Origin of the sequence: Stenotrophomonas sp. 59 (assembly GCF_030291095.1) — a bacterium.
GTDB lineage: Bacteria > Pseudomonadota > Gammaproteobacteria > Xanthomonadales > Xanthomonadaceae > Stenotrophomonas > Stenotrophomonas maltophilia_Q.
This window is the reverse complement of record NZ_CP127408.1, coordinates 2001195-2020908: the sequence shown is the minus strand read 5'-3', so window position 1 is coordinate 2020908 and position 19714 is coordinate 2001195. Positions and strand designations below refer to the sequence as shown.

The 19714-nt window shown below is 67.7% G+C and carries 19 protein-coding genes; 3 read left to right on the top strand and 16 right to left on the bottom strand.

The features are described from left to right. Positions 1 to 28: 28 nt before the first annotated feature. From QP552_RS09500 to hisS, 3 genes are all read right to left on the bottom strand, one after another. Positions 29 to 355: a YerC/YecD family TrpR-related protein gene (locus QP552_RS09500; RefSeq protein ID WP_258179508.1), complete on the bottom strand. Its 327-nt coding sequence runs from the start codon at positions 353 to 355 to the stop codon at positions 29 to 31. A 179-nt stretch (positions 356 to 534) separates the two neighbouring features. Beyond that, positions 535 to 831, bottom strand: a complete 297-nt coding sequence (locus QP552_RS09495; RefSeq protein WP_286075740.1) for a hypothetical protein — start codon at positions 829 to 831, stop codon at positions 535 to 537. Continuing rightward, a complete protein-coding gene (hisS, locus tag QP552_RS09490; RefSeq protein WP_164138559.1) occupies positions 831 to 2228 on the bottom strand; it encodes a histidine--tRNA ligase in 1398 nt (465 codons plus the stop codon). The genes QP552_RS09495 and hisS overlap by 1 nt, the downstream gene beginning before the upstream one ends. Before the next feature lie 126 nt (positions 2229 to 2354). Between hisS and QP552_RS09485 the strand changes: the two genes are divergently transcribed. Beyond that, entirely contained in the window at positions 2355 to 3107 is a 753-nt protein-coding gene (locus QP552_RS09485; protein ID WP_286075739.1) for a helix-turn-helix domain-containing protein, read from the top strand. An 86-nt stretch (positions 3108 to 3193) separates the two neighbouring features. Here QP552_RS09485 and thrC read toward each other — a convergent pair whose 3' ends face one another. The 5 genes from thrC to QP552_RS09460 form a co-directional block, all read right to left on the bottom strand. Beyond that, a complete protein-coding gene (thrC, locus tag QP552_RS09480) occupies positions 3194 to 4480 on the bottom strand; it encodes a threonine synthase (protein WP_286075738.1) in 1287 nt (428 codons plus the stop codon). A gap of 29 nt (positions 4481 to 4509) precedes the next feature. Continuing rightward, the gene (locus QP552_RS09475) at positions 4510 to 5424 is read right to left on the bottom strand and encodes a homoserine kinase (protein WP_286075737.1); all 915 of its coding nucleotides are present in this window, start codon (positions 5422 to 5424) and stop codon (positions 4510 to 4512) included. Further along, positions 5421 to 7925 (bottom strand): bifunctional aspartate kinase/homoserine dehydrogenase I, encoded by a 2505-nt coding sequence (gene thrA, locus QP552_RS09470; protein ID WP_286075736.1) that lies wholly within the window; start codon positions 7923 to 7925, stop codon positions 5421 to 5423. The genes QP552_RS09475 and thrA overlap by 4 nt, the downstream gene beginning before the upstream one ends. Before the next feature lie 357 nt (positions 7926 to 8282). Then, a complete protein-coding gene (locus QP552_RS09465) occupies positions 8283 to 9233 on the bottom strand; it encodes a DMT family transporter (RefSeq protein WP_286075734.1) in 951 nt (316 codons plus the stop codon). Between the two features lie 216 nt (positions 9234 to 9449). Continuing rightward, positions 9450 to 10148 carry an AraC family transcriptional regulator gene (locus tag QP552_RS09460; protein WP_106549674.1) on the bottom strand — a complete coding sequence of 233 codons (699 nt, stop codon included), beginning with the start codon at positions 10146 to 10148 and terminating at the stop codon, positions 9450 to 9452. An 81-nt stretch (positions 10149 to 10229) separates the two neighbouring features. Here QP552_RS09460 and QP552_RS09455 point away from each other — a divergent pair, with 81 nt between their 5' ends. Further along, entirely contained in the window at positions 10230 to 11009 is a 780-nt protein-coding gene (locus tag QP552_RS09455; RefSeq protein WP_286075732.1) for a DUF6491 family protein, read from the top strand. Here the strand turns inward: QP552_RS09455 and QP552_RS09450 are convergent. From QP552_RS09450 to QP552_RS09440, 3 genes are all read right to left on the bottom strand, one after another. Further along, the gene (locus tag QP552_RS09450; protein WP_286075730.1) at positions 11006 to 12058 is read right to left on the bottom strand and encodes a linear amide C-N hydrolase; all 1053 of its coding nucleotides are present in this window, start codon (positions 12056 to 12058) and stop codon (positions 11006 to 11008) included. The two genes, QP552_RS09455 and QP552_RS09450, sit on opposite strands and share 4 nt — an antisense overlap. 67 nt (positions 12059 to 12125) lie before the next feature. Continuing rightward, positions 12126 to 12539 (bottom strand): DUF6691 family protein, encoded by a 414-nt coding sequence (locus QP552_RS09445; protein WP_286075729.1) that lies wholly within the window; start codon positions 12537 to 12539, stop codon positions 12126 to 12128. After that, positions 12536 to 12973, bottom strand: a complete 438-nt coding sequence (locus tag QP552_RS09440) for a YeeE/YedE family protein (protein ID WP_286075728.1) — start codon at positions 12971 to 12973, stop codon at positions 12536 to 12538. Before QP552_RS09440 ends, QP552_RS09445 begins: the two co-directional genes overlap by 4 nt. 86 nt (positions 12974 to 13059) lie before the next feature. On the opposite strand from QP552_RS09440, the gene QP552_RS09435 reads away from it, so the two are divergent. Continuing rightward, positions 13060 to 13380, top strand: a complete 321-nt coding sequence (locus tag QP552_RS09435; RefSeq protein WP_106549669.1) for a metalloregulator ArsR/SmtB family transcription factor — start codon at positions 13060 to 13062, stop codon at positions 13378 to 13380. Between the two features lie 15 nt (positions 13381 to 13395). Here the strand turns inward: QP552_RS09435 and QP552_RS09430 are convergent, their stop codons facing one another. From QP552_RS09430 to QP552_RS09410, 5 genes are all read right to left on the bottom strand, one after another. Next, a complete protein-coding gene (locus QP552_RS09430) occupies positions 13396 to 13824 on the bottom strand; it encodes a BLUF domain-containing protein (protein WP_286075727.1) in 429 nt (142 codons plus the stop codon). 83 nt (positions 13825 to 13907) lie between these two features. Beyond that, on the bottom strand, positions 13908 to 15041 hold the full coding sequence (locus QP552_RS09425; protein ID WP_286075726.1) for a hybrid sensor histidine kinase/response regulator: 1134 nt from the start codon (positions 15039 to 15041) through the stop codon (positions 13908 to 13910). Then, the gene (locus QP552_RS09420) at positions 15038 to 15613 is read right to left on the bottom strand and encodes a chemotaxis protein CheB (protein WP_106549666.1); all 576 of its coding nucleotides are present in this window, start codon (positions 15611 to 15613) and stop codon (positions 15038 to 15040) included. The genes QP552_RS09425 and QP552_RS09420 overlap by 4 nt, the downstream gene beginning before the upstream one ends. After that, positions 15613 to 16437: a protein-glutamate O-methyltransferase CheR gene (locus QP552_RS09415; protein WP_286075724.1), complete on the bottom strand. Its 825-nt coding sequence runs from the start codon at positions 16435 to 16437 to the stop codon at positions 15613 to 15615. The genes QP552_RS09420 and QP552_RS09415 overlap by 1 nt, the downstream gene beginning before the upstream one ends. Next, on the bottom strand, positions 16434 to 19544 hold the full coding sequence (locus QP552_RS09410) for a response regulator (RefSeq protein ID WP_286075722.1): 3111 nt from the start codon (positions 19542 to 19544) through the stop codon (positions 16434 to 16436). The genes QP552_RS09415 and QP552_RS09410 overlap by 4 nt, the downstream gene beginning before the upstream one ends. Between the last annotated feature and the right edge of the window lie 170 nt (positions 19545 to 19714).

The window sequence follows — 19714 nt, the reverse complement described above, 5'->3', positions numbered from 1 at the left end:
GGTCTCGAAGTTCGGAACGGGGCGCGGATCAGCGCGAAGCAAGGCGGTCGATGGCGGTGGCATAGCCTCGATGGCCATGCTCGAGCGTGCGTGCCACCCGTCCAGTGGTGGTCACGCTGACCCCGGTGCGCTCGTGGATCTCGCGATACGGCACGCCCTGCTGCAGCAGCGGCACCACCTTCCAGCGGTCGGCCATGGCTTCCAGTTCGGCAGGAGTGCACAGATCGCGCAGGAACGCTTCCACCTGCTCCGGCTCGCGCAGGGCGGCAAAGGCCCGGGCCAGGGCTTCCAGGTCGGCCTTCGGGTCTTTGGCGGCAATTTCGGGGCGGGCTTTCACGGGGTCGTTTCCATGCATCAATGTAATAGCGCGTTAGTACATTAGCGCATTCTTGCGCAGTGCGTCAAATCCGGGCGGCGTGGGGTCAGATCCGTTTTCCTGCGGAAAACGGATCTGACCCCTTAACGGGCAGCCGGAAAAGAAAAACGCCCACCAAAGGTGGGCGTTTTTCTTCTAAATCATGGATTTGGCACAACTCAGGGCTTCAAGCAGCGCACCTCGGCCTGCAGCGCCCCGCGCCGCAGGCATTCGCCGAACAGGCTGCCCTGCCGGCTCGGCAGGGACTGGATGTTTTCCAACGCACCCACGCCCACCGGGCACTTCTGTGCGGCCAGGGCGTGCAGGTCGCCTTCGAGTTGCGCGCGATCGATCACATGGCAGCGATCGACCTGCAACCGGTACTGTGCCGGGCCGATCCGCGCCGCATGCAGCGCCGGATCGCTCTGGCAGCCCGCCAGCAGGAGGACGAACAGCCCTCCTGCCGCGACCCGCATCACACCATCGCCTTCGACTGCTCCAGCTCCACCTGCAAGGTACTGGCCAGCTCATCGCGGGAGACTTCGAACTGCTGCTCACGCAGCAGGTCCTTCACCGCCACCACGCCGCGCGCCAGCTCATCCTCACCCGCCAGCACCACGAAGCGGATACCGGCCTTGGCGGCGTACTGGAACTGCTTGCCGATCTTCTTCGGCTCCATCTGCACTTCGGTGTTGATGCCGCCGGCGCGCAGGCGACGGGCGATGTCCAGCGATTGCGGCATGCCCTGCTCGTCCATCAGCGCCACCAGCGCCTGCACGCTGCTGGCTTCGATGCCGTCGATCAGGCCGGCCTCGCGCAGCTGCCAGAACAGGCGCGACAGGCCGATGGAGATGCCCACGCCCGGCAGCTTCGACTTGCTGTAGTGGCTGGCCAGGTCTTCATAACGGCCGCCCGAGCAGATGGAGCCGATCTGCGGGTGGTCGGTCAGCGTGGTCTCGTACACGGTACCGGTGTAGTAATCCAGGCCACGCGCAATCGAGAAATTCAGGCAGTAGGCGCTTTCCGGCACGCCCAGCGCCTGCACCAGCTGCAGCACTTCGCGCAGTTCGGCCACGCCGGTACGCAGCGTTTCCGACGAAGCCGCGCCGGTTTCCAGCGCGGCCAGCTGCGCCAGCGCATCGGCATGGCCCTGCGAACGCACGGCCACGAATGCCAGGATCTTCTCGACCTGCTCGGCCGGGATGTTGAAGCCCTCGCCCACCAGCGTCTCGCGCACGTAATCGGCGCCGCGCTTGTCCAGCTTGTCCACTTCGCGCAGAACGGCGAGCTGGCGCTCGCCTTCGGCCACGCCCAGGCTTTCGAAGAAGCCGCGCATCAGCTTGCGGTTGTTCAGCTGGATGCTGAAGTCGCCGATGCGCAGTTCCGAAAACACGGCGTGGATGACCGCCAGCACTTCGGCGTCGTAACGCACGCTCAGGCTGTCCTTGCCGATCACGTCGATGTCGCACTGGTAGAACTCGCGGAAGCGGCCGCGCTGGGCGCGCTCGCCGCGGTACACGCGCTGCATCTGGTAACGGCGGAACGGGAAGGTCAGTTCGTGTTCGTGCTCGGCCACGTAGCGTGCCAGCGGCACGGTCAGGTCGAAGCGCAGCGCCATCTCCGGCAGCGAACGGTCACCTGATTCGGCGGCGTTGGCCAGCGCACCGGTGGACTGCACGAAATACACCTGGCGCTCGGTCTCGCCACCGGACTTGGTCAGCAGCACGTCGGACAGCTCGAACACCGGCGTCTCCACCGGCAGGAACCCGAAGCGCTCGTAGTTGCGGCGGATCACGTCCAGCATGCGCTGGAACGCAATCTGCTCGCGCGGCAGCAGTTCAAGGGTGCCGGGCGGGGTACGGGGCTTGATCACGGGCGGAACTCCTGCTGGAACGGGACGTGGGAGGGGGCGACATTCTAGCGCCCCCGCCTCGGGCAGGGTCGAACGGCCGCTTGAAGTATCATAAGGCCCTCCCCGCCCGCGATACGCCCCCGCAACATGTCACGGCCTTCCGGCGCTCCGCCCGCCACCAACGATCCCGCCTCGCCGTCCTGCACCACGCTGGACTGCCTGCACTGCTCGGTTCGCCACCTTGCGGTGTGCTCGGCGCTGTCGCCCGATGAAGTGCAGGCACTGGAACAGGTCACCGTTTCCCAGCAGGTCAGCATGGGCAGTACCCTGGCCCGCACCGGCGAAGAGCGCGGCCATGTCTATACATTGACCGGCGGCGCCCTGCGCCTGGTGCGCACCCTGGCCGATGGTCGCCGCCAGATCAATGGCTTCGTACTTCCCGGCGACTACCTGGGCCTGAGCGGCAGCGACCACCATCGCTACGATATCGAGGCCATCGCCGACAGCCGCGTATGCCGCGTCGCCCTGCCGCAGATGAAGGCACTTCGCAGCCGCTTCCCGCACCTGGAGCGCAAGCTGCTGCAACGCGCCTGCCAGGAGCTGGACGCCGCGCAGGACGCCGCACTGGCACTGGCGCGCCTGCAGCCGGCCGAGAAGCTGGCCGATTTCCTGCTGCGCCTGGCCGCGCGCGAAGCCAAGCTGGGCGGCGATGGCCTGCGCGTCTCGCTGCCGATGGGCCGTGGCGATATCGCCGACCATCTGGGCCTGACCATGGAAACGGTCAGCCGTACTTTCACCAAACTGCGCCAGCAGGGGCTGATTGCCCTGCCCCACCTGAACGTGGTGGAGATCCTCGACGAGGACGGACTGCGCGGACTGGCGGGCGAAGGCCTGGCCTGACCTCCGCTAACGCTCGCCGGGCATGGCCCGGCGCTACCCCGCTCGCTGACCTTCGGTAGCGCCGGGCCATGCTCGGCGGCTCTTGCTCAACCCAACAACACCTCGCGCAACGCCGCGTAATCGGCCGCCAATGGCTCGGCGTGCGCCGGTCGCTGCAGCAACGCATCCAGCGCCGGCGGCACCGCCACCGCTTCGCCGATCAACGGCTCCACCACGGCCTCGAACTTGGCCGGATGTGCGGTGGCCACCACCGCCCAGTCACCCTTGGCGCCGCGCGCACGCAGGTCCTGCAACACTTTCACCGCCGTCGCCGTGTGCGGGCAGAACAGTTCGCCGCGGCTCGCATGCGCAGCGGCAATGGTGGCACGGATGGTCACGTCGTCCACCGCGAACGCACGGAAGGCCGCACGCAGCTCTGCATCATCGCCGTGATAGAGCCAGCGCAGACGCTCGAAGTTGCTCGGCGCGCCCACGTCCATCGCATTGGCCACGGTGGCCACGCTGGCCTGCGGTTGGTAATCACCGCCATTGAAGTAGGCCGGCAACACGGCGTTGGCATTGGTCGCCAGCACAATCTGCCCGATCGGCACACCCAGCGCACGCGCCAGCACCGCAGCCATTGCGTTGCCAAGGTTGCCGGTCGGCACCACCAGGTTGAGCCGGCGACGGGTTTCAGCATGATGGGTCAGTGCCGCATGCGCGTAGTAGCTCATCTGCGGCAGCAGGCGGCCGAGGCTGATGCTGTTGGCCGAGCTCAACGGCACCTGCGCCTGCAGTTCGTGGTCGGCCAGCGCCTGCTTGACCATGGCCTGGCAGTCGTCGAATGCACCGGCCACGCGCAGCGCCTGGATGTTGTCGCCGAAGCAGCCGAGCTGGTGTGCCTGCCGCGGTGACACGCGGCCATCCGGATACAGCACCACCACCCGCACGCCGGGCTGGCGATGGAACGCCGCCGCCACCGCGGCACCGGTATCGCCGGAGGTGGCGACGACGATCGTCAGGTCGCGATCCTGGCCAGCCTGCAGCCGCGACAGCGTACCGGCCAGGAACCGCGCACCGATATCCTTGAACGCTGCGGTCGGCCCATGGAACAGCTCCAGCACATGGTCGCCATCGCCGAGCGGGCGCAGCGGCACGGGGAAATCGAACGCTTCCCGGCAGATCGACGGCAACGCAGACTCCAGCGCGTCGCCGAAAAAGAACGGCGCCAGCAGGTCGGCGGCGGTATCGGCCAGCGTCGCACCGGCCTGCAGCTCACGCGGCGCCGGCAGCACCTGGGGTACATACAGCCCACCATCGGGCGCCAGTCCTGCGGCGATGGCCGCGCTGAGGCCAACGGCCGGCGACTGGCCGCGGGTCGAAACAAATTGCATGGGTCAGGTATCCAGTAAGGGGGAAGGATTCAGCACAGCCGGGCTCCCGGCGCGTCCAGCGGCGACACCCAGGCATCGCTGTCAAAGCCGGCACCCGCGAAGGCGGCCCGCACCGGCGCCACCGCGGCGTGGGCCTGGTCGGCGTCTTCGAACCAGGCGAACACGCTGGGACCGGCACCGGAAATGCCTGCGCCCATCGCATTCGCCGACAGCGCCGCATCGCGGGCTGCCACGAAACCCGCAATCAGGCCGGCCCGCCGTGGCTCCACCAGCACATCACGCAGTCCAGCCCGCACCAGCGCCGCATCACTGCGATGGCAACCACTGAGTACCAGCGCCAGATTCGCGCTCTGCGCCACGAACTCACCCAGTGCATAGCTGCCCTGCAGCGCCTGGCGGGCGCGACGCGTTTCCAGCACCGCATGCGGATGCACCAGCAGGCTGTGCCAGTTGGCCGGCACCGCGATCGGCAGCAGGCGATCGGCCGTGCACAGCGCGAGACCGCCCAGCAGCAACGGACCTACGTTGTCACCGTGGCGGCCACCGCTGGCCACTGCCTCGCCATCCAGCGCAAACGGGTAAAGCGCCCCGCGCGACAGTGGCGCATCCAGCAGCGCGTTGGCGGCAACCAGCGCCGCGACGCATGACGCCGCAGAGCCCCCCATGCCGGAACCGAACGGAATGCCTTTGTCGATCTCGACCGCAAAGCCGAAGTCAAGGCCCAGGCCTTCGCGCAGTGACATCAGCGCAGCGCCCGCAGTGTTCCCGGCTGCATCCAGCGGCAGCTCGACCGCACTGCCACGGATCGCTTCGATGCGCACCACCGGCTCCTCGATGCGGCGCACGCTCACGCTATCGCCAACCCCGGCAATGGCATGGCCGAGGATGTCGAAGCCCACCGCCACGTTGGCCACCGACGCAGGCGCAAACGCACGTGCGATCACAGGCGCGCTCCTTCACCGGCAGCCACCCGCAGCAGGTCGGCGAACACACCGGCGGCGGTGACTTCGGGGCCGGCGCCCGGCCCCTGCACCACCAACGGATTGTCGCAGTAGCGGCGGGTACGGAACTGCACCACGTTGTCGGTCAGCCGCAGGTTGGCGAAGGCGTGATCGGCCGGCAGCTCCTGCAGGCCCACCGAAGCACCACCGGCGCCAAGCCGCGCCACATAGCGCAGCACGGCACCGCGCGCCCGCGCATCGTGCAACCGCTGCAGCAGGCTGGCATCGGACTCGCCCAGGCGCGCCATGAAGTCATCCACGCTGCCCTCGCGCAGCAGCGCCGGCACCAGGCTTTCCACCTGCACCTGCTCCAGGCTGAGCGCATGGCCGGCCTCGCGCGCCAGGATCACCAGCTTGCGTGCCACGTCCACGCCGGACAGGTCATCGCGCGGGTCCGGCTCCGTGTAGCCCATCGACCGCGCCTGCGCGACCAGCAAAGAAAATGGCTGGCTGCCGTCGAAGCGGTTGAACAGCCAGGCCAGCGTGCCGGAGAAAATACCTTCGATTGCCAGCACCTCGTCGCCCGTATCCACCAGATCACGCAGCGTGGTGATCACCGGCAGGCCCGCGCCCACCGTGGCCTCGTAGCGGAAGCGCGCACCACTGGCGGCCGCAGCAGCGCGGATGCGCTGGTAGCGCGGCAGCGGCCCGGCACAGGCCTGCTTGTTGGGGGTGACCACATGGATGCCGGCCGCCAGCCAGCCCTCATAGCGCTCGGCCACGTCGGCGCTGCCACTGCAGTCGATCACCACCGCATGCGGCAGGTGCGCGGCCAGCAGGTGTTCGGTGAAACGATCGAGGTCGCTGGACTCGCCCGCGTCCTGCAGTGCCTCCCGCCAATCGGCGTGCAGGCCATCCACTTCCAACCGCATGCGCGAGCGCGAGGCCAGCGCACGCAGGCGCAGGTCGACATTGGCCTTGGCCAGCAGTTGCGGGCGCGCCGCCAGCAGCTGGTCAAGCAGCGCCGCGCCGACATTGCCCGGCCCGATCACGCCCACCGCAAACGTCTGCGGCGACAGCCAGAAGCCGGCGTGTGCGGCACGCAATGCGCGGGTGGCATCGGCACTGTCCACCGCCACCGAGATGTTGCGCTCCGACGAGCCCTGCGCGATCGCCAGGATGTTCACCTGCGCACGCCCCAGTGCCTCGAACAGGCGTGCGGCCACACCCGGCTGCCCGGCCATGCCGTCACCGACCGCCGCAAGGACGCTGACGCCCTCACTGACCTGCACGCGCTGCACCTGCCCGACCGACAGTTCATGCGCGAACGCGTGCAGCAGCGCCTCGCGGCCGCGCGCCGCTTCGGCAGCACGCACCACGCAGCAGATCGAATGCTCCGACGACCCCTGCGAGATCATCACCACCGACACCTGCGCCTGGCGCAGCGCCGCGAACACGCGTTCGGCCGTACCGGGGACACCGATCAGGCCGGTGCCCTCCAGGTTCAGCAGGGCCAGCCCGGGGCTCAGGGTCAGCCCCTTCACCGGCCCACGCGGCGAGCGCTCGGCACTGATGCGCGTACCCGGATGCGCCGGTTGGAACGTGTTGCGGATGAAGATCGGCAAGCCCAGGCGGATCGCCGGCGACATCGTCTGCGGGTGCACCACCTTGGCGCCGAAGTAGGCCAGTTCGCAGGCCTCGTCGTAACTGAGCGATTCCAGCTGCACCGCCTCGGGCACCAGCCGCGGGTCGGCCGACAGCACGCCGTCGACATCGGTCCAGATGTGCAGTTCATCAGCATTGAACAGCGCAGCGAAGATCGCGCCGGAATAGTCGCTGCCGTTGCGGCCGAGCGTGGTGATGCGGTCATGGCGGTCACGGGCAACGAAGCCGGTGGCGACCAGGCGCATCTGCGGATGCCGCAGGCGCCATTTGGCCAGGCGGTCCGCGCTGGCCTCCCAGTCGACATCCACACCCAGTTCGCCATGGCCGACCACCAGCACATCACGCGCATCCAGCACCGCGCAGTCTTCGCCCAGCGCCTGCAGGTGCGTGCCGAGCAGCTGCGCGGAGAATACTTCGCCCAGGCCCTGCACGCGGTCGAGTACTTCGCGCGGCAGCTCGCCGATCACCGCCAGCGCCGCCAGTACCTCGGCCAACTGCTCGAAGCGGGCATCGATCCATTCCACTGTCTCGCCCACCTGCTCGCCCAGCAGCGCCACGGCGGCGCCCCGATGGCGTGCGCGCAGCGCATGCCAGGCCTCGCGCCACCCTTCGTCGCCCTTGGCCGCCAGCTGCGCCAGCTCGATCAGCGCGTCGGTGACGCCCTTCATCGCAGAGACGACAGTGACCTGCAGCGATTCGGGACGGGCCAGCAGCAGGCCGGCGACATGGCGGTAGCGCTCGGCGTCGGCCACCGACGTGCCGCCGAATTTGTGCACGACAATGGACGGTGCGGCCAGATCGGCCGGGGCAACGGGTTGGGCGGGGGCGTGGGATGACATGCAGACCTCGGCAGGAGGCCCCGTCGCATGCAGGTGTCGAGTTTCCCCGCCACCTGTATGGTGCGGGGCCGTGGTTTTCGGGAGTTACACGAAGACGACGGGCCGCACCAGGCGAGTGGTGACGGTGGTGGTGGTAATGGTGGTGGTGGCGACCGGCGCAGTCGAACGGCCCGCAGTGGCGGGGGCGATCAGGCTGGCGTGGGCGGCATCAAGGACCATGGCGTACAGAAAACACTGCACGCCGGGCGGCTGTCAAGTGCTGCGATGCAAAAATTCGCTGCGGCGATCATCGGCCAACGTGCCGGCATTTGGTTGCAACTGAGACAAAGCCGACATCAGCACGCTTGCGTGCCGTATTCAGCCGGCATGTTCGGCGATTGCCCGCGGCGTGCGATGCGCATGCGCACACATCATCACGCCGGCAACCAGGAACACGATCGCCAGCGCCTCCAGCAGGGAGGGCCAACGCTGCTGCCAGGCAAAGGCATACAGCAACGCGAACAGCGTCTCGAACACGATCATCTGGCCGGTCAGGGTCAGTGGCAGCAGGCGGCTGGCGCGGTTCCAGAACGCATTGCCGAGAATCGAGGCAACCACCGCCACGCCGGCACTGATCGCCCAGAACCCGCTCCACTGCGCCGCCGTGTGGCTGCCGGTATGGCCGACGAACGCCATCGGCACCAGCAGCAGGGCCAGGCCGCCCGTGGTGACGCCGGTCAGCAGTGACCAGTCGTGGCTGGACAGGTCCGGCCGGCGCGCCAGCCAGCGGCTGTTGCCGATCGAGTACAGCGCCCACGAGAACAGCGCACCGAACGCGCACAGCAGGCCGATCAGGCGCTGCCGCCACGGTGTTGCGAGGTGCTCGGACATCAGTGCTTCCCATCCAACCAGGGCCACGCCGAGCACGCACAGGCCCAGCGCCGGCAGCAGCTGCTTCAAAGGCACTGCGCCCTGTTCGCGCACGCCGACCAGGGTGACCACCACCGGAATCAGGCCGACAATCAGCGACGCCGCCGCGCCGCCTGCCCACTGCACCGCAGTGGCCAGCAACAGGAAGTACACGAGGTTGCCGGCCAGGCTCAGCCACAGCAGGCCGATCCATTCGGCACGACCGAGCTTCGGCGCCAGCCGTTTCCAGCGCGGCAGCAGCAGGGCAACGGCAATCAGGCCATAGACCAGGTAGCGACCGGCGGACAGTTGCAGGGCGTTGAACGACTGCAGCACAGCGGGCGCGAGGAAGACCACGCCCCACAGCGCGCCGGCGGCAACGCCATTGGCGATGCCCAGGGCCATCGGGTTGTTGCGCATTCGGGTTCTTCGGGGGAAAGAGAACAGGCCGCGCAGTGTAAGCGCTGGCCGGTGCACGCTCTTGACCCAGGCTACTGCCCTGCGCTGCCGCTGATCTGTAGAGCCGAGCCTATGCTCGGCTGCCTTTGTCTACGCAGCGGGCAATCGCAGCCGAGCGTGGGCTCGACTGCTTTTGCACCAGCCATCCCGCGAACGGCCGCCGAGCATGGCTCGACGCTACAGTCCTGCACCCCGGCGCCACGCTGCGGGGGTCTGGCCGCACTCGCGGCGCAGCGCACGGGTCAGTGCGCTCTGCTCGGAATAGCCTGCCGCAAGTGCGATGTCACTGATCGGCGCAACGCCTGTGCGCAGCTGGTGCTTGGCCCAGCGCAACCGGCATGCACTGAGCCATGCCTGCGGGCTGAGCCCGAACTCACGCTGGAACAGCGCATGCAAGCGGCTCTCACTGACACCCACGAACGCCGCCATGCGCGCCACCGGCCACGCCTGGCCGGGCTCCGCCTGCACTGCCGCGCACAGCCCCTGCATGCGTGCGCCACTGCCGGCCGGGGCAAACACCTGCAGCAACTGCGGCAACAGCGCCGGCATCGGCTGCCCTGCCTGCACGCTGGCAAGGCGCTGGCGCAGCGCCAATGGCAAGTAGAGCCAGCGCTGGCGGCACAGATGTTCCTGCGTGCCGTCATCAAGCACGCCCGGGGCACAATCGACGATCACGAAACCATTCGGCCCATCGGCCATCTGGTCATGCGCCTCGCCGGCGGCAACGAACGCCCCCTGCAGGACGTCCAGGCGACCACCGCGGCCTTCCATTTCGAACTGCAGTTCACCCTGCAGTGGCAGCACCCACTGCGCGTAGTCATGGCGGTCCAGGCCGGTGGCCTGGCCGTAGTGCCGCAGGTGGAAGATGGCGCCCATCGGCGCAGTGTGCGCGTGTAATACCGGCCGCGCAAACCGCTGCTACAGTCGATCCGTCATCCAACGCAGGGAGTGCAGGTCATGACCGATCAGTACGTGCGCCTGGTGCTTGCTGCCAGCCTCGGCCTGGCCCTCGCCGCGACGGCCTCCGCACAGCAACGTACGCCACCGGCACCGCATTGCATGGACGCTGTGGGAGTGCAGGAAGTGGAGCAGGCCTCGCCGCGCTCGATTGCCCTGCGCGCTGCGTCCGGCCAGGCCTATCGCATCGATTTCAGCGAGGATTGCCCGGGGGTCCGCGCAGCCACCACGTTGAAGCTGGAAGCGCCCGCCGGTTGGGCTTGCGGCCGACCCAGCGAGCGCGTCGTGGTTGACGGCCGCAGCTGCGCCGTCAGCGCGGTCACGCCGGTACAGAACCGCGACTATGCCAGCGTGGCCCGCGACAGCGACCGCCTGCGCACCGCTACCCTGCCCACCATGACCATCCGCGAACGCAAGGAGGTGCGCCGCAGCTTCGGCGGCTCGCCCTCGTACTGCTTCGCGACCCGCAACGTGCGCGCATGGTCGTCCGACCCGCAGGGCATGCTGGTGGAGACCAATCCGCGCCGCAATGGCGGGCATCGCTACTACCGTGTGGAATTGGGCAGCCATTGCCGCCAGCTCGATCGTGCGCCACAGCTCAGCTTCCACTCCGGCCTGCAGAATGGCCTGATCTGCGGCAATCCCGGCGACCGGGTCACGACCGCCGGGTTCGAAGCAGGCGACCTGCGCCATGACGGGATCGCGCCGCTGCCGCAGTACACCCGCGGCAGCTGCACGATCCAGGCGGTCTACCCGGCCTCCGGCCAGGCGTCGAACTAACCGTCGACGCCGAGGAAGGTGAACGGTGCGCTGGGCACGAACTGGCCCAGTGCATCGCCGGCGAAGGTATTGCGCTGGTCCTTGCCGAGGTCGAGCTTGAGTACCTTGCCGGCGAAATCGACCTTGTTCAGGTCGACCCAGAACGTGTTCGGGGTCAGCGCCGATTCGAAGAAGTACAGCCGCCGCTTGTGGTCAGCCACGGTGCGCCAGCGCGTGGATGAAATGTTCGGCTCGCCCAGCGTGGTGATGCCATACGGCACCGAGGTGTTGCGGATCACGCTGAACACACTGGCCAGGGCCACCACCGGGTCTTCCGCCTTGGGAATGGCGTTGATGTAGAACGAGGCGCGCGCGAAACGGTCCGCGGAGCGGTTGGTGCCGGGCAGCATCACCGTGCCGCCGATCTGCTGCCAGTAGGTGTTGAGCGCCAGCTGCTGCTCGAAGATCGGCGAGTTGGTCATCACCTGGTAGCGCCGGTCATGGTGGATCACCTGGCGACCGCCGATGTACTCGACGATGGCGCTGTCGCCGCTGGCATCGGACAGTGACAGATGCAGTGTTGCCTGCCGATCCTCGCCCGGCACCTTGTCGGTGACGATGGAGTACGGCTCCCGCTTCAGCGCTGCCACGGCCTCCTCCACCGTAGCGAAGTTGTCCAGCACGTACTGTGCCCACAGCGATATCGCCAGGCCCGGTTTGTTGCCGCGCTGCTGTGGATACTCCGATTCGACCAGCCACAGCAGGTTGGCCACCAGCCCCTTTTCGTTCATGCCATCGGTGGTCGACACGTCGTAGCCGGTCGCCACCACCGAGCCGTAGCGCGCGGTCCAGGCCAACGATTTCTGGCCTGCCTGGCCGGTGCGCGCAATGCCGCGCGGCAGTATGTAGAGGTTGGTCGCCACATCGACCTTCCAGTCCATCGAGCGCGCGGTGATCACATCACCGTTGTCGCCCAGGTACACCGCGCGCGTGCAGGCAAGAGCCGGTGCCACGGCTGCGGCCAGCGCGACCACCAGCATCCCCCTTCCCATCCACTTCAACCGTGCCATGTCATTGCACTCCTTTCCCCGTGATCCAGGGATAGGACCCCAAGCAGGGTGACACAGGGGTGAAGCCTCAACGGACGAAGCGGTCGTGCAGCCAGAATCCTGCAAGCATCGCAGGCACGAACCACAGGGCTTCGCGCGACGCCACGGCCAGCCCGGCGATGGCCGGGCCCGGGCAATAGCCCGCCCAGCCCCAGCCGACGCCGAACAGCGCGGCACCCAGCAGCAGGCGAGCATCGACACCTCGGGCAGCAGGCAGCTGGAAGTGGAGCGAGAACCTCGGCTGCACGCGCCGCAGCACCCAGCGCTGCCCGACCACACTGACCAGCAACGCCGAGCCCAGCACCCACATCAGCGTGGGATCGAAGTCGCCGGTGATGTCGAGGAAGCCGAGGACACGACGCGCGTCGGTCATTCCCGAAAGCGCCAACCCCATGCCAAACAATGCGCCCGCCGCGCCGGCGGCCCAGACTGCGCGGCTCATGCCAGGCCTCCACCATGACGGATCAGCAAGGTGGTCAGCATCGCGCAGGCCATGAACACCAGTACGGCTGCCAGCGATCGCTTCGAACCGCGGGCCATGCCGCAGACGCCGTGACCGCTGGTGCAGCCATTGCCCAGCCGTGTACCGAAGCCGACCAGCAGGCCGGCTCCCATCAACTGCCAGGCCGGCAGAGCATCACGCAGCAACACGCGTGGCGATGCCTCGGGCACCGATTGCCACCACAGCACCAGCCCAGCCGACGCGAGCAGGCCGGCCAGGAAGGCCCAGCGCCAGCCACGCTCGCCTTTGGCTGCGTGCAGGCTGCCCGCGGCGATGCCGCTGATGCCCGCCACGCGTCCGATGGTGGCGAGCAACAGCACCGCAGCGGCGCCGATCAACGCACCGCCTGCCACCGCACTCCATGGCAGGTTCATGCCCCACCCTCTTCGCTGCCGCACATGGGATTGCCCATTTATTTAGATTATTCTAAATTAGATTATCCTAAACAAAATGGTCAACCATGGCCCGCACCCAGCTCGACAGCGCCGCGATGGCCGAACACGCTTCACAGGCAGCCACGCTGCTCAAAAGCCTGGCCCACCCGGCCCGGTTGCGGGTGCTGTGCCGCCTGGTCGAAGGTGAGGCACCGGTGCCGGAACTGCAGGCACTGACCGGCCTGAGCGCATCAGCGCTGTCACAGCACCTGGCGGTACTGCGCGGACTGGATATCGTGGCGACCCGGCGCGAAGCACAGGCGATCCACTACCGGGTCGTTGAAGGGCCGGCGCTGGGCGTGCTGCAGGCGCTGCATGCGGCCTACTGCGGTGGTACTTCGCGCTGAATCCGGCGCAGGCCTTCAGCCAGCGTGCAGCGCCGGCTGCACCACCTGATCGAGCAGGTCCACCGGCGTCGGTGCCGAACGGTCGCCCTGCAGGGCCCGGGTGAATCCGGACCAGTCGCTGGAAGAAAGCTGGCGCAGCATCGCCGCGTCGACCGGGAGCGAACGCATCGCCCAATAGGGAAACTGGCGCTGGCCCAGGCGCCCGCGTCCCAGTTCGATGATGTCGATGTGGCTTCCTGCCTGCAGGATGCGCTCGTAGACCGAATCGATGCCGTCCGGTGGGCCCTCGATGTACTGCAGGAAACGCTCGCCGTCATGCAGCAGCACACCGGTCACCCCTGCCAGCTTGTTGAAACGTGCCGCGTCCTCGACCAGCCGATGCAGGCGCTCGGCGGAAAGGTCCGGCTGCGCCCGGCTGACGTAGGCGATGGCGCTCAATGGCATGGTGCTTCCTTGACAGGATGTGCACCCACGGTAGCAGTTGCGGACGAGTCCGTCTCAGTCCGCCAGGACGTTGCCTGAAGAGTTCAGGTTGCCGCCATGACCGCGCCGTCGCAACGCCGTGGCAGCACTGCCTCGAACACCACCTGCCCCGCTTCGTTGCGGGCCGCAATGCGCCCGCCGTGTGCGCGGACGAACTGATCGACGATGTACAGGCCGAGGCCCAGGCCCTTGCTCTGGTGGAAGCTGGCCTTGAAGGGTTCGAACAGTCGCGGCAACAGCGCGTCATCGATCCGGCCGGCGTTGCTGACCCGCAGCAGTACGCTGCGCGGGTCGCGCCCATCCACCTCCACCCTCGCCTCGCTGCCATGGGTCAGCGCGTTGCCGACCAGGTTGGCGGCGACCTGGCCAAGGCGATCCAGATCGCCCTGCAGCCGCGTGTCTCCCTGCATGTCCAGGCGGATCCGGTCCATCCCATGCGCGCTGCCCGCTTCGGCCACTACCGCGCGCGTCACGTCGGCCAGATCGCAGGCACTTGCCTCCAGCCTCAGGCCACCGCTGCGGATCCGCGAGAAATCCAGCAGCTGCTCGACCATCCGCGCCATCCGCAGGGTGCTGGCTTCCAGGAACTGAAGGGTCTGCTGCGCGCCTGCGTTGCCTTCCGGAAGCTCCAGCGCCAGCTTGTCGGTGCACAGCAGGATCGCCGACAGCGGCGTGCGCAGATCGTGGGTCAGCACCGCGGCCATCGTCTCGTTGAGCTTCAACGCGCGCTCCAGTGCCTCGTTGCGCGCCTTCAGCAGCTGCCGCTGCTGGTACAGCTCGATGAAGACGTTGACCTTGCTCAGGATCACCTGTGGCGCCACCGGCTTGTGCAGGAAATCCACTGCGCCGCTCTCGTAGCCCTTGAAAACGCGCAGCGGATCGTCAGGCGAGGCGGTCAGGAAGATGATCGGCACGTCGCGGCTTCGATGCGAACCGCGCATCAGCTCGGCCAGGGTGAAACCATCGATCTCCGGCATGTGCACGTCGAGCAGCGCCAACGCCACTTCGTGCTCAAGCAGCAGCTCCAGTGCCTGTGCGCCCGAGGCAGCCAGCAGCAGGTTGACCCCTTCGCGCTGCAGCAATGCCTGCATGGCTACCAGGTTCTGCGGCACGTCGTCGACGATCAGCAGGTTGACCCGGGTCTGCGAGTGCGCAGGGTCCGGTGGCAGCAGGTTCATGCAAACAACTCCTTCAGGCGGCGACACATCATTTCAAGAGGCAGCACGGCATCGGCACCGGCGTGCTGCAGGGCGGACGCCGGCATCATCGACGCCTCGGCTTCCTCGGGACATTGCAGCCAGGCACGGCCACCGGCAGCACGCACCGCGGCGACACCTTCGCTGCCATCGCTGCTGGCACCGGTCAGCAACAGTGCAAGCACCTGCGGGCCGAACACCGCGGCGGCGGATTCAAACAACGGGTCGATGGCCGGCCGCGAGAACAGCACCGGCGCGTCCACCGACAACGCCAGCGAACCGGCGTCCTCCACCAGCAGGTGATAGTCCGGTGGCGCGAACGTCACCGTACCGGGCTGCAGTGGCTGCTTGTCCTCGGCCTCGCGCACCGGCAACGCGCAGTACGGCGCCAGCACTTCGGCGATGCGGCTGGTGCGGTCACGCGGCAGGTGCAGCACGGCCAGCACCGGCGCCGGCAGCCCCGACGGCAACGCACCCAGCACGGCCTGCAGGGCCGCGACCCCACCCGCCGACGCACCGACCACCAGCAGCGCGGGACGCGCCGGCACCACCATCAGGCCACCTTCCGGTACAGGCGGTGCTCGCGCGAACAGACCTCGAAGGCATCGTGGTGGCGCCCGAACTGCAGCGACTCCTTGCTGCCCAGGCCGAGGAAGCCACGATGCACCAGCGCCTCGCGGAACAGGCCGACGGCGCGGTCCTGCAGGTCGCGGTTGAAATAGATCAGCACGTTGCGGCACGACACCAGGTGCACTTCGGAGAACACCGTATCGGTGGCCAGGCTGTGATCGGCGAACACCACGTTGCGGCGCAGCTGGCGGTCGAACACTGCACCGTCATAGGCGGTGGCGTAGTAGTCGGACAAGGACGCCGTGCCACCGGCGGCCAGGTAGTTGCGGCTGAACTGGGCCATCCGGTCGATGCCATAGGCGCCAGCTTCGGCCGTGGCCAGCGCCGAGGGGTTGATGTCGGTGGCGTAGACGATGCTGCGCTCGAGCAGGCCCTCCTCGTGCAGCAGGATCGCCAGCGACCACACTTCTTCACCGGTGCTGCAGCCGGCCACCCACAGCTTCACCGAGGGATAGGTGCGCAGTACCGGTACCACCTGCTCGCGCAGCTCACGGAAATAGGCCGGATCACGGAACATCTCCGAGACCTGCACGGTGAAGAACTGCATGGCCTGGGCAAACAGTTCCGGCTCGTGCAGCAGACGGTGCTGCAGGTCAGACAGGCGCTCACATTCGTAACGCAGCATGGCCTGGCGCATGCGCCGGCGCAGCGACGATACCGCGTAGCTGCGGAAATCATAGTGGTAGCGCTGGTAAAGCGCCTCCAGCAGGACCTTCAGCTCCAGGTCGAACAGGGCCTGTTCGTTCATTGCCGCGAGCACCAGACCCGGCACAGCGAGACCAGCTTGTCGACGTCGATCGGCTTGGCGATGTAATCGTTGGCGCCGGCCTGCAGGCAGCGCTCGCGATCGTCGGGCATGGCCTTGGCGGTCAGCGCGATGATCGGCAGGTCCTGCAGGTGGCGCTGCGCACGGATCTCGCGCATCGCGGCCAGGCCATCCTTCTCCGGCATCATGATGTCCATCAGCACCAGGTCGACGTCCCGCTCGGCCAAGCGGTCCACCGCTTCCTGGCCGTTGCGTGCGATCTCCAGCGTCACACCCAGCGGCTCGAGCACACTGGACAACGCGAAGATGTTGCGCACGTCGTCTTCGGCCAGCAGCACGGTACGGCCATCGAGCACGGTGTCACGACGGCGGGCCTCGCGCAGCAGGCGCTGCTGGTCGCTCGGCAGGCTGGCCTCCACGCTGTGCAGGAACAGGGTCACTTCGTCGAGCAGGCGTTCGGGCGAACGCGCGCCCTTGATGATGATGCTCTTCGAGTAGCGGCGCAGGCGCTGCTCTTCCTCGCGGCTGAGCGCGCGGCCGGTGTAGACGATCACCGGCGGGAAGCCGACATCGTCGTTGCCGGCCATGTGCTCGAGCAGGTCGTAGCCGCTGCCGTCGGGCAACGACAGGTCCATCACCATGCAGTCGAAGGTGACCGTGCTGAGCTGCTCCAGCGCACCGGCCAGGGTGCCCACCGCGACAATCTGCAACTGCTCGCGACCCAGCAGCAGTTCCAGGTTGTGGCGCAGCTCGTTGTCGTCCTCGACGATCAGCAGGCGCCGCACGTCGCGCTGGCTGGTCTGCTCCAGCTGCTCGATGGCCGACACCAGGCGTTCGCGCGTGGTCGGCTTGATCGCAAAACCAATCGCACCGAGTTCGCGCGCGACCTGGCTGCGGTCCATCGCCGAGACCACGTGCACCGGAATGTGGCGGGTATCGGGGTTGCGCTTCAGGCGTTCCAGCACGCTCAGGCCGGACACGTCCGGCAGGCCGATATCGAGCAGGATGCCGTTCGGTCGCAGTTCGCTGGCCAGGGCCAGGGCCTCCTCGGCGGTACCGGCCACCACGCAGTCGAAGTCCAGCTCATGGGCCAATGCCACCAGGGCTTCGGCAAAGGTGGCGTCGTCCTCCACCGCCAGGATCAGCCGGCCGGCACGCTGGCGGCGGCCGCGATCATCGGCCACGCTGGCGGCACCAGACGCAGGTGCTGGCGCAACCACGGGCGCAGTCGGGCTGCGTGCATCGACCACCGCTACCGCAGGCAGCGGCAACGGAGATGCGGCAACGGGGGTGTCGCCGGGCACAGACACCGGGGCGCCCTGCAACGGCAGTTCCAGGATGAAGCAGCTGCCTCGACCCGGTTCGCTGTCGACCTGGATGCTGCCGCCCATGCGCTCGGCAAGGTCGCGCGAGATCGACAGGCCCAGGCCGGTGCCGCCATAGCGACGGCGGGTACTGCCGTCGGCCTGGCGGAACGCCTCGAAGATGACCTGCAGCTGCTCCCGCGCGATGCCGATGCCGCTGTCGCTGACCTCGAACCGGACGCGGCCATTGCCACCCGCACGCACCTGCAGGCCGACCCTGCCGTGCTCGGTGAACTTCAGTGCGTTGGCCAGCAGATTCTTCAGGATCTGCTGCAGGCGCTGGCTGTCGGCCATCAGCTGGCTTGGCGCCAGTGCGTCGGCCTCGATCTGCAGGGACAGGCCCTTCTGCCGCGCCATCGGCTCGAACGTCTCGCTCAGGCGCTGCAGCACGCTGTCCACCACCACCACTTCGTCGGCCAGCTCGACGTGGCCGGCCTCGATGCGGGACAGGTCGAGGATGTCGTTGATCAGCGCCAGCAGGTCATTGTTGGACGACAGGATCGCGCGGGCGTACTTCACCTGCTCTTCGGTGAGCGTGCCGTCCTTGTTGTCGGCCAGCAGCTTGGCCAGGATCAGCGAGCTGTTCAGCGGCGTGCGCAGCTCGTGCGACATGTTGGCCAGGAATTCGGACTTGTAGCGCGACGTAGCCGCCAGCTCGTTGCTGTTGCGCACCAGCTGCGACTGTGCAACCAGCAGCGCCTGCTTCTGCGCCTCCAGCTCATGGGTGCGCTCTTCCAGCTGGACGTTGCTCTGTTCCAGTTCGGCCTGCTGTTCTTCCAGATGGCTCTGCGACTGCAGCAGGCTTCGGCTCTGCTCTTCCAGCTCCTCGTTGGCCACGCGCAGCTCTTCCTGCTGCGCCTGGAGCTCCTCGCCCTGGCGCTGCGACTCTTCCAGCAGCACAACCAGCTGCGCACGCAGCAGCGAGGCCCGCAGCGCCATGCCGATCGTCTCGGCGCAGCGCTCCAGCAGCTCGCGGTCCAGATCGCGCTGCTCGCCCGTGCGGGCGCGTCCCAGCTCGATGATGCCGACCACGGTACCGTCGCTGCTGATCGGCGCCAGGATGCGCTCGCGCACCGGCAGGCGCCCCAGGCTGGTCTGCAGTTCAAGTACAGCGTCGTCGCCCCCCTGCAGGTGACGGATGCGCTCGTCCCGCGCCACCTGCCCGGCAACGCCCTCCTGCAATGCCAGCGACGCCGGCATGCCGGACGGCAACGCCAGGCCACCGGTCAGCTGCAACCGCCCTCCGTCCAGCCGATATACGGCACCGACGTCCGCCTGCAGCTGGGCGCCCAGGCTGGTGGCTGCCGCCTCGGCAATCTGCTCCGGACCGAGGTCGCCGCGCAGGCTCATCGCCACTGCGTTCTCGGCCTCCTGCAGCCACAGCGCCCGCATTGCATCCCGGCGTGCCTGGATCGCGCGGGAAACGATCAGCGCGATCATCAGGAACGCACAACCGCCGATGCTTCGGTTGACCAGCGAGAACGCCGAATTCGAGCTGGCCGGGGCGATGTTGAACCCGATGACCAGCAGGACGCAGGCGAGCACGGCCACGATGAACGGCGCGCGTGGACTGCGCTGGAACACCGTGACGCCCACGGCCAGGAAATAGGCCAGCCACACGGCATAGCCTAGTGGAACCACCAGTTCCAGGGCGATGGTTGCCGCCAGCAGCACGGCGGAGGTCATCCAGATCCAGCGGTCACGCGTGGTCGCACCAGGACGCATGCAGGTCGGTTCCAGAACACAAAGGGTCGGTGATGTTACTCCGTGTCGTATTCAGCCGCACAGGACAAATGGCACGTGCCACGCCTCCACACACTCTTCACACTGCACTGCCTAGCTTCACGTCCCTCCCAGGGGTAATGCTCATTTCCACGTGGACGCAGCCGCTTCTA

Excerpts from the sequence above, each read along its gene's own strand:
- QP552_RS09500 (WP_258179508.1), bottom strand. The coding sequence starts at position 355 with ATGCATGGAAACGACCCCGTGAAAGCCCGCCCCGAAATTGCCGCCAAA.
- QP552_RS09495 (WP_286075740.1), bottom strand. The coding sequence starts at position 831 with ATGCGGGTCGCGGCAGGAGGGCTGTTCGTCCTCCTGCTGGCGGGCTGC.
- QP552_RS09485 (WP_286075739.1), top strand. The coding sequence starts at position 2,355 with ATGTCACGGCCTTCCGGCGCTCCGCCCGCCACCAACGATCCCGCCTCG.
- thrC (WP_286075738.1), bottom strand. The coding sequence starts at position 4,480 with ATGCAATTTGTTTCGACCCGCGGCCAGTCGCCGGCCGTTGGCCTCAGC.
- thrA (WP_286075736.1), bottom strand. The coding sequence starts at position 7,925 with ATGTCATCCCACGCCCCCGCCCAACCCGTTGCCCCGGCCGATCTGGCC.
- QP552_RS09465 (WP_286075734.1), bottom strand. The coding sequence starts at position 9,233 with ATGCGCAACAACCCGATGGCCCTGGGCATCGCCAATGGCGTTGCCGCC.
- QP552_RS09460 (WP_106549674.1), bottom strand. The coding sequence starts at position 10,148 with ATGGGCGCCATCTTCCACCTGCGGCACTACGGCCAGGCCACCGGCCTG.
- QP552_RS09455 (WP_286075732.1), top strand. The coding sequence starts at position 10,230 with ATGACCGATCAGTACGTGCGCCTGGTGCTTGCTGCCAGCCTCGGCCTG.
- QP552_RS09450 (WP_286075730.1), bottom strand. The coding sequence starts at position 12,058 with ATGGCACGGTTGAAGTGGATGGGAAGGGGGATGCTGGTGGTCGCGCTG.
- QP552_RS09445 (WP_286075729.1), bottom strand. The coding sequence starts at position 12,539 with ATGAGCCGCGCAGTCTGGGCCGCCGGCGCGGCGGGCGCATTGTTTGGC.
- QP552_RS09440 (WP_286075728.1), bottom strand. The coding sequence starts at position 12,973 with ATGAACCTGCCATGGAGTGCGGTGGCAGGCGGTGCGTTGATCGGCGCC.
- QP552_RS09435 (WP_106549669.1), top strand. The coding sequence starts at position 13,060 with ATGGCCCGCACCCAGCTCGACAGCGCCGCGATGGCCGAACACGCTTCA.
- QP552_RS09430 (WP_286075727.1), bottom strand. The coding sequence starts at position 13,824 with ATGCCATTGAGCGCCATCGCCTACGTCAGCCGGGCGCAGCCGGACCTT.
- QP552_RS09425 (WP_286075726.1), bottom strand. The coding sequence starts at position 15,041 with ATGAACCTGCTGCCACCGGACCCTGCGCACTCGCAGACCCGGGTCAAC.
- QP552_RS09420 (WP_106549666.1), bottom strand. The coding sequence starts at position 15,613 with ATGGTGGTGCCGGCGCGTCCCGCGCTGCTGGTGGTCGGTGCGTCGGCG.
- QP552_RS09415 (WP_286075724.1), bottom strand. The coding sequence starts at position 16,437 with ATGAACGAACAGGCCCTGTTCGACCTGGAGCTGAAGGTCCTGCTGGAG.
- QP552_RS09410 (WP_286075722.1), bottom strand. The coding sequence starts at position 19,544 with ATGCGTCCTGGTGCGACCACGCGTGACCGCTGGATCTGGATGACCTCC.